This window comes from Rhizobium sp. P1_E1, assembly GCF_056406015.1.
This window is the reverse complement of the sequence record NZ_JBFUAY010000186.1, coordinates 1-8,670: the sequence shown is the minus strand read 5'-3', so window position 1 is coordinate 8,670 and position 8,670 is coordinate 1. Positions and strand designations below refer to the sequence as shown.

The window sequence follows — 8,670 nt, the reverse complement described above, 5'->3', positions numbered from 1 at the left end:
CAGTTCATGGATCGAAAGTTCAAGGCTGCCGTCGGATACTATCCGGTTTGCGCTCCCCATGAAGGCGATGCGACGGTGCCAACTTTGATCCTAAATGGCGAACTGGACGATTGGAGCCCCGCCGAAAGGTGTCGGCAGAGGGTTTCCCACCTGAGTGGCAAAGGTCCGCCAATCGAACTCAACGTCTATCCGGGCGCATACCATGATTTCGATTCCCCGTATGTCGCGGTGGCAAAGACGGCATTCGGTCATCGGGAAGAATATAATGCGACGGCGGCCGAGCAGTCCTTTAGCAGCGTTCGAGCATTCCTGAACAAGTATCTCGACAAATAATTGGCTGCCGGCCGCGCGTCCGCTACTTCTGGCAACAGCAGACATTTCGAGCAGAAAAGGAGGCAAAAATTGCAACTGAGCTTGGAGTTATGTGTCGAAACGCCTGAGAATCGCTCGATTTCTATCAGCGTGTCTGGGAGAGCGGGCAGGCATCTTGATAGTGGAATTGAAAGCCTGCTTACCAGCTTCTATCCAATGCCAATCGAAAAGCTGTTGGTTGGCCTTCTTGCTCATGTTTACCTCGAAGCGGCCTGCGATTCGATTTTTCAACGGGGTAATGGTGTGTTCCAAGATCAAGCTTTCAGCATTCCCGTCGATCATATCGACTGCCACCTCGTTGGTAATTTCGAGCTGCAGGATCGCGTGGAAGAAGTCAGGAAATCGACCTGGGCAGCAGTATGCGCAAAGCGTCCAGCTGCTTTCGACGGCGCTTTGTTGCGGATGGCCTCTTACCGGGTTGAAGGTGAACGGCTGAGCATTGCTGCAAGCCGGACCCGCTTTTCTGCCTACGTGGCGACACGCCATCCCACTTTCGGTTTCGAGTATCCAGAAGCGGATCGCGCTGACCCCCTTGGATTAACGGCCGTGGTGCTGACGGGCGACGGCAATGTCATTGTCACGAAGCGAAGTCTGCTGGCGGACCAAAACCCCGGCGGCCTCTATCTAATCGGGGGGTACGCCGAGCCACGTGAGAGCGACGGTCCCTTAGACCTCTTCAACGAGATTGCCCGCGAAGTAGAGGAGGAAATCGCCGTTCGTGATGTAACCCGATCTGAAGCGGTTGCTGTCGGTCTGGCTTATGATCCGGTCTTCTGCCACCCGGAACTGTTTCTCCTGATGCCGAGCGAATCCACGGCTGCGGATATCCTGTCAGGCGCAGAAGCGGCAGCTGATCGAAACGAAGCGTCTGAACTGCTATTTTACTCCGTGGACGATATTCTCGATGATAATGGCCCGCACAAAAACGCTGCTGTGACGTGGAGCTTCATCAAAGCCAGAAAGTTCCTGCAGCTGCATTGGCGGTAAGGTCTCACCTGATCCTCCGAGACCTCTCCGTGGATTATCAATCCGGTCGGAGCATAACCCGCCGACCTCGTATGGTCAGGTAACCCAGTGCAGCAGTAACCTCTGGAGGAGCACCATGGTGACGCTGAGAATTTATGATCTCACAGTCGATCTACAGGATTTGTTGCGCCTGATGGCCCCTCGGTCCTTGCAATCGAATTGGACGATTTCGTCGGTCAAGTCATCTATACCTGGACATGGTTGGTTTGAAGCCACATCTGGCCGGACCCGGACGCGCCACGACTTCTCATCAGGTTGCTTCGAGCACCATGTTGAGCGGGGTCTGGGCTGCTCGCCGGACATGTGTGAACCCGCCTGACCGGATCACCTCCGTCAATCGCTTCTCTCCCGCCTGGGCGCCGAGCGCGAGTCCTGTCTCCTGCGCCAGGGAGGTGGGAACGCAGATCATCGTCGAGGCGGAGTAGTAGAGCCGCCCGACCGGGTTGATGTTGTCCTCGAGCGTATCCCCGGCGACGGGCTCAACCACCATCCACGTGCCACCCTCCTTCAGCGCCTTTCTGATATGCGCCGCCGCGGTCTTTGGGTCGCCCATGTCGTGCAGGCAGTCGAAACAGGTGATCAGATCGAAGTCGCTTCCGTCGAAGTCCTGCGCCCGGCCCACCTTGAAATGCACGTTCGCCAGGCCATCTGCCCGGGCGTGGGCAGTCGCGGCCGCAATCGAATCCGCATGGAAGTCGTAGCCGATGAACCGGGAATTGGGGAAAGCCTGCGCCATGAGGATCGTCGACAGCCCATGTCCACACCCCACGTCGGCCACAGTCGCGCCCGCCTTTAACCTGTCGACGACGCCATCGAGCGCAGGCAGCCAGTCCTGCACGAGGGCGTTCACATAGCCGGGCCGGAACAGCCTCGCCACGGCGCAGAACATGCAGCCGGCCTGATCCCCCCAAGCCACGCCTCTGCCGGTCTTGAAGGCAGACTGCACCTTCGGTTGGTTTTCGACCATCGCGGCAGCCGTATCGAATGCGCCAATCAGGTTGACCGGGCTGTCGGGTTCAGCAAACACATAGGCCTGCTCGGGCGTGAGCGAGAACCGGCCATTCTCGTAATGCACATAGCCCGAAGCCGCCTGCGCTGCCAGCCACTCGCGCACATAACGCGGCGCGCATCCCGCGGCCTCGGCGAGATCGTCGGCAGTCGCCGGTCCGATGTCCCTGAGGGTCTTGTAGAGGTCGAGCGCATCTCCGATCCGCACCAGCGGCACGCTGACTGCACCGCCAAGGTCGCCAAGGATGCGGCCCACGAGCTCATTGAGCGTTGTTTCGTTGAGTTGGGTCATGTCGGATTCCTCCTGATTGACGGGCGGCCTGTTGCCGATCGCGGTTCAAGGATGAGACGCCTCGCGCCTGACGGCATGAGACAGCTGTCCCGCGCAGCTGCGGATTCAGGCCCGGCAAAGGGGCGTTTGTCCCAAAGGTGGGGGGCGACGCAGCGCGCTACCTGGAAAGCGCCATGACGATCGCCTGCGAACGGTTATGCACGCCGAGCTTGCTGAAAATCACCGACAGTTGGTTGCGCACGGTCTTCACGCTCTTGCCAAGGCGGGCTGCGATCGCGCGATTGTCGAGCCCCTCCGCGACGAGGTCGAAAAGCGCCGCCTCGGCGGGTGTCAGGCCGGCGTCGCGAACTGCGCGCGGTCGCACCGGTCGATCCTGCCCGAGGAAGGTTGCGAGTTCGCCATGGAAGACGGCCCAGGCCGGTTCGTCTGGCAAGAGCACATGGTTCTTGCTCTCGAGCGGTATGAAGCGTGCTCCGGGAATCGCGGCAGCAAGCTTGCAGCCTTGGTCGAACGGCACGCGCATATCGCCGCGGCTATGCGCAACCAAAGTCGGGACGCGAAGTGTCGTCGCCAGATCAAGCACATCGAGCCCCTGCATCTGCCAGAGCAGTTGCGCGGCAACGTCGGGTGCTGCCGTCACACGCTCCAGATCGCCCCACCAGCGATGCTGTTCGGGTGTCCCGTCCGGAATGAAAAGGTTGGTAAAAAACCGACAGAACGCCGGATTGTCGCGGCCCCAACCGATGCGGATGAGGTTGACGAGCGTCTCGGCCTCCAAGCGCTCGGGCTCGGTCTGCGCGCGTGCCCGCGCACCCTGACTATAGGCATTCAGGAGCACCAGATGTGACACCCGCTCGGGATGTCTCAGGGCGAATGCGATACTGAGGGCGCCGCCTTGCGAAAGACCGAGGAGGACGAAACGCGGTTCCTCGATGGAGGCTGCCACGGCATCCAGGTCCGCATGCCACGCTTCAACCGAAAGATCGGCGACATGCCGGTCCGATAGGCCGCAGCCGCGCGGATCGTAGCGCACAAACCGGTTGCCGGCCGAGAGCGCCTGCAGCCATGGCCGCCAGACCGGGCTCTCGACATCATAGTCGACATGACTAAGCCAGTGAGCCGCCCGCAGGATCACTTGTCCCGTCCCGCACGATGCGACGGCTATCCGGGTGCCGTCGGCGGAGGCGCAGAACCGTATGGTCTGGCTGAGTTTCATCGGTCAAGATTAGCGCATCGAGAGGTTGCGCAACAGGTCCGTCCCGACGAACTTCGCGCCATGACGGACGTGCGGTCAATGTTGCCAACGCGGCGACCCTTGCCTTCGAGACCGTGTCTTGCGCTCCTGCGCAGCCAGCCTAGGCCTCAGGCGACGGACCATCCACCGTCCACCAGCAGGTTCGCGCCGGTGATGAGGCTCGCAGCCGGCGATGCTAGGAAGACCACGGCACCCACCACATCATCGGTTTCACCGATCCGGCCGAGCGGAATGTGACCGAGCGTCGCTTCGCGATTGTCGGCATCGGATAGAAATGGTGCTGTGCCATCGGTGTGAATGAACGTCGGCGATACGGTATTTACGGTGACATTATAACGTGCCCATTCGGCTGCAAGGCAGCGCGTGAGGTGATTAATTGCCGCCTTGCTCATGCAATAGATTGCCTCGCCGCGCAGTGCCACGGTACCGGCCTGTGAGCTTATATTGATGATCCGGCCCCCATTGCGCTTGATCATGTGACGCCCCACGGCCTGCGTCATCAGAAAGGTGCCCTTGATGTTGACATCGAGTATCTCGTCAAGGTCCTTCTCCTCGACGAGTTCCGCGAGGTTGCCCGGAGCCACGCCGACGTTGTTGACGAGGACGTCGATCCGACCGAACGTCGTAAGCGCCGCGTCGACGGCGTGTGCGATATGGGCCTTGTTGGGAATATCCAGCTCAACAGGCAGAACTTTTCGTCCCGCCCCCTCGAGTTCGGCAACTAGGCTCGCCGACGCTGCGACATCGCGGACCCCCAAGACAATATCGGAGCCTGCTCTGGCACAGGCAAGCGCGCAAGCTCGACCGATGCCACGGCTCGCTCCCGTCACCAAAGTCACCTTGCCCTCAAGGCTGAAGTCCGGCGCATTCTTCTGCATCATGATGCCTCCCCTCGATGAAGCTCATTTATGGCAGTGTCGGCGTGCGGATGCCAGATATTCTCAACGTGCTGAGGAGCGTCCCTTCGGGACGCGTGAGGTCTGCTTCGGCTCTGGGCCGGATAGCACCACAAGCAGACCTGCCGTTTTGGCGGTGTGCTAGTTGCAGCGCTTCGATGGGTGTAGACTGCCGCTACGATTGCATGTTCATGCAAGGCAACGATGATGGGCACCCCCGCGCTCGACCGAAAGCTGCTCGCGATCCTTGCGGCGGATATGGTCGGCTACTCGAAGGCGATGGAGGCCGATGAGGCCGGCACCATCAAGCGACTGAAGGCCATCCGCGCCGAACTGATCAATCCCGCCATCTCCCAGCGCCATGGCACAATTATCAAGCTGATGGGCGACGGCGCGCTCGTCTCCTTCGATAGCGTGGTTGATGCGGTTGCCTGCGCCGCGGAGTTTCAGAATGTCGTGGCGGCGCGCAACGCCGACCTACCGGAGCCTGAGCGCATCGTATTTCGCGTCGGGATCAATCTGGGCGATGTGGCCTTGGTGGATGGCGATGTCTATGGGGATGGGGTGAATGTCGCCGCGCGGCTGGAGCATTTGGCCGAGCCGGGCGGCGTGGTGGTGTCGGGCACGGCATACGATCATCTCCAGGGCAAACTCGACTGGCCGCTCGATTTCGCCGGCGAGCAGCAGGTCAAGAACATCAGCCGCCCGGTACGGATGTATCGGCTGAGGCTCGACGGCAAACGGGCGCGTCGGCCCCTTCTCAAAATGATGCCGCGCTGGGCCAAGGCGGCTGCCGCGGCGATCGTGGCGCTGGCTCTGGCAGGCGGCGGGGTCTGGTGGTTCTCGCAGCCGGAACCTTTGAGCGGCAAGCCGTCGGTGGCGGTGCTGCCCTTCGACAATTATGGCGGCGACGAGGCTAGCGGGCGTCTGGCCGATGGCCTGACCGAGGACGTCATCACCGACCTCGCGCGGTTTCCCGAATTCGAGGTGGTGGCGCGGAATTCGACGGACGTTTATAAAGGCAAGCCCGTGGATGCCCGCCAGGTCGCAAGCGCGCTCCATGTCGGCTTTGTTCTGGAAGGCTCGATCCAGCGGCAGAGTGGCCGGGTACGGATCACAGCACAGTTGATCGACGCAAAAACCGGCCACCATCTTTGGTCGGAGAATTGGGACCGGCCCGCTGAGGATGTGTTCGCCGTTCAGACCGAAATCGCAGAGCAGGTCGCCAACCGCCTCGGCGGCGGAGTGGGACTGATTCAAGAGGCCGGGCGGGCGGCAGCCAAACGCAAACGGCCTGAAAACCTGAATGCCTATGATTACTATCTGCTCGGGTCCGAGAAGATTGAAAAGCTCACCAAGGCTGATGACGAGGAGGCCATCACCTTGCTCAACCGCGCCGTCGAGCTCGACCCGGGGCTGGCCCGGGCCTGGGTCGAACTTTACCATGCTCATGATCTGATGGGCGTGTTTGGCGTCGATCCCGAGAGCAACCGCAGGGTGGCCGCCGATGTGGCCGAACGCGCGGTGCGGCTTGATCCGAGCGACGCCGAAGCCCATGCGGTGTTTGGTATGAGCCTTGCCAATAAGGGCGATATGGGCCGCGGCAAGTCCGAATTCGAGACGGCCCTTCGCCTGGCTCCGGGTTCGTCCGAAATCCTGACCTTTTACAGCGGCTATGCAGCACGCTTCGGTGAACCAGAACGCGGTGCTCAAATGGTCGACACGGTCATGCGGCTCGACCCGAACTATCCGATGTGGGCGTCCAACTTCTTCGCACCTGCCTATTTTATGGCGGGGCGGTATGAGGACGCGGTGACGATGCTGGAGCGCATGACGCCTGACAACTACCAAAGGTGGACTTGGGTGGTGCGCAGCAGCTCGCTTGCGGCACTGGGTCGAACCGATGAGGCGCATGCTTCAGCTATGGAAACTCTCAAGCAGCACCCCGAGGTGAGTGTCGAGAGCATGATCAGTGAACCCGGCCTAAGCACAATCGAGCGCAATCGGTTCATAGAGACAATGCCGCTCGCTGGCTTCCCGGCATGCGCCAAGCCCGAGGCGCTGGCGAACCTCGCCAAACCTGTGCGACTGCCGGAATGCGAGGCGGAGAAGGCCAAACCCCTCGGGCAGCCATAGAACAGCCCTGTGCAACGCGCGCGCCATATAAGAGGCCTTCTCTCGGTACGCTTTCTCAGCGACTTCCCCCGAACGAGCCTTCAACTGGACCAACCATTCATCTGGGATCAGTAGCCATGGAACGCGCAAAACCTACTCGTTGCGAAGATCGACTGCGTCAGAGGGAGCTTTGATCCGATCTCGCTTCGTCTCGAAGATTTCCGTCATCACGGGGAAGCCGGTTGGGGTGGCTCCAACGAACTGGCGGGTGGTTTTGATGATTTTTGAAGTTGCTGTAGAAATCACGACTTCTGATTTGGCGTTATAGCCATTTCTTGCCCAGTCCACCTGAAAAACCTTCACCGGCACAGCGCCATAGAGGCTGTCGGAAGCGTTCGAGCAATGCCGGAAAACTGCTCCGATACCATCTACAGTCTTGCGTAGCCCACGGTGTCGCAAATGCCATCTACCGAGCCCCTGTCGATCATAAGCGAAATCACCAATGAAGACTCGAATTTCGAGCAGGTCAAAAGCGCCCGTCGGCTGAACGCCGTAAAGCCGGTACGCGAAATTGCCTCCAAAGGTGCGCTCATAAGAACGGTTGACGAAATCACATGAAGGGTCTTCGTCTGGCAGACGGTCGAGCAAGCCGAAAGACCTACGATCTTCTTGTGCGGCGGACTGCGATACGACCGACAAAATCACTGGGAGAATTAAAGCAACGATGCCGACGCGCATAGTGACCTTCACTTATTTTTGGCATGGCGTTTCCGAGCCGCCAGGAGCGACATTACTCCATCCAGCTTGCTCATCATTCACCGCGTCAGGCGTTTAACAATGGAAGAGAGAAACCTTAAGTAGCTTGCACGGGACTGAATTCGGCAACCGGTTGCCGCGTCTTACTCCCGGTCACCACTTTGATCGTAGCCAAGATTGCAAGCGTCCATGGCGAACGAACTCCGCTGTCACAGGCGCAATTGGGGTCTCAAATTACTGAGCAATCCGCGACGTCGGAGTCTCAATCGGGAAGGTCGACTTTGGCCTCAAGCAGACTACAAGCGCTCCAAAAGTGGACCTGTCGCCAAGGCCTAAAAGGCGTCGACCACGCTCGAACCTCGTGATCGCTGGTGGCTAAGAAGTGAGACAATTTGCCCACTTAACTATTACTCAAAAGTAATACATCCTCCAATTGACTTTTCAGAATCGCGGCTGTAATTGCTGTTCGAGTTTTGAAAATACAAGTTGAGTATATGCATCACCTCGGCGAAGTTGTAATACGACGACAAAAAGAAAAGTTGATTGAAATCGTAAGGAAATTTGTAAGCCGGGGACAGCCTTACGTTATAATGAACTTTCCATCAAATAAAGATCCTGGCCATCATGCGAGTTGGCTTGGATTGTCGATGGTATTGCGCGAAGTAACAGGGCGCCTCCCGGTGCTGACTGGCAGTACCGCTCAAAGTATAGATGAGATAAAAACAACACCAGGCGACGCTCCAATATTCATTTGCGGTTGGACCGACTTTGGAGACGCGCGGACGGGCAGGGATGATGTTCGCTACCGTTTGATGTGGAAATATCCGGATCGAACGATCATTCAGATGCCGCAAACGATTCATTTCGCGAACGAGTCCCTCAAGGAATACGCGAAACGTACGATTGGGAGGCATCGCAATTTTTTTTGCATGACGCGCGATGGTCAGAGT

8 protein-coding genes are annotated in these 8,670 nt (G+C 59.1%); 4 read left to right on the top strand and 4 right to left on the bottom strand.

The features are described 5' to 3' along the window. On the top strand, positions 1-333 hold a 333-nt coding region (locus AC1D1Z_RS30630), incomplete at its 5' end, for a dienelactone hydrolase family protein (protein WP_477852615.1). Between the two features lie 69 nt (positions 334-402). Further along, the gene (locus tag AC1D1Z_RS30625; RefSeq protein WP_334546217.1) at positions 403-1,359 is read left to right on the top strand and encodes an NUDIX hydrolase; all 957 of its coding nucleotides are present in this window, start codon (positions 403-405) and stop codon (positions 1,357-1,359) included. A 289-nt stretch (positions 1,360-1,648) separates the two neighbouring features. On the opposite strand, the gene AC1D1Z_RS30620 is transcribed toward AC1D1Z_RS30625, so the two are convergent. The 3 genes from AC1D1Z_RS30620 to AC1D1Z_RS30610 all read right to left on the bottom strand — a co-directional run bounded on the left by AC1D1Z_RS30620 (position 1,649) and on the right by AC1D1Z_RS30610 (position 4,831). Next, on the bottom strand, positions 1,649-2,698 hold the full coding sequence (locus AC1D1Z_RS30620; RefSeq protein WP_446944371.1) for a class I SAM-dependent methyltransferase: 1,050 nt from the start codon (positions 2,696-2,698) through the stop codon (positions 1,649-1,651). A gap of 157 nt (positions 2,699-2,855) precedes the next feature. Beyond that, entirely contained in the window at positions 2,856-3,914 is a 1,059-nt protein-coding gene (locus AC1D1Z_RS30615; RefSeq protein ID WP_334546216.1) for an alpha/beta fold hydrolase, read from the bottom strand. A 146-nt stretch (positions 3,915-4,060) separates the two neighbouring features. After that, a complete protein-coding gene (locus tag AC1D1Z_RS30610) occupies positions 4,061-4,831 on the bottom strand; it encodes an SDR family NAD(P)-dependent oxidoreductase (RefSeq protein ID WP_334546555.1) in 771 nt (256 codons plus the stop codon). Between the two features lie 225 nt (positions 4,832-5,056). Between AC1D1Z_RS30610 and AC1D1Z_RS30605 the strand changes: the two genes are divergently transcribed. After that, positions 5,057-6,985, top strand: a complete 1,929-nt coding sequence (locus AC1D1Z_RS30605; RefSeq protein ID WP_334546554.1) for an adenylate/guanylate cyclase domain-containing protein — start codon at positions 5,057-5,059, stop codon at positions 6,983-6,985. A gap of 132 nt (positions 6,986-7,117) precedes the next feature. Here the strand turns inward: AC1D1Z_RS30605 and AC1D1Z_RS30600 are convergent, their stop codons facing one another. Next, a complete protein-coding gene (locus tag AC1D1Z_RS30600; RefSeq protein ID WP_018246166.1) occupies positions 7,118-7,702 on the bottom strand; it encodes a hypothetical protein in 585 nt (194 codons plus the stop codon). A 512-nt stretch (positions 7,703-8,214) separates the two neighbouring features. On the opposite strand from AC1D1Z_RS30600, the gene AC1D1Z_RS30595 reads away from it, so the two are divergent. After that, on the top strand, positions 8,215-8,670 hold a 456-nt coding region (locus AC1D1Z_RS30595), incomplete at its 3' end, for a polysaccharide pyruvyl transferase family protein (protein ID WP_477852613.1).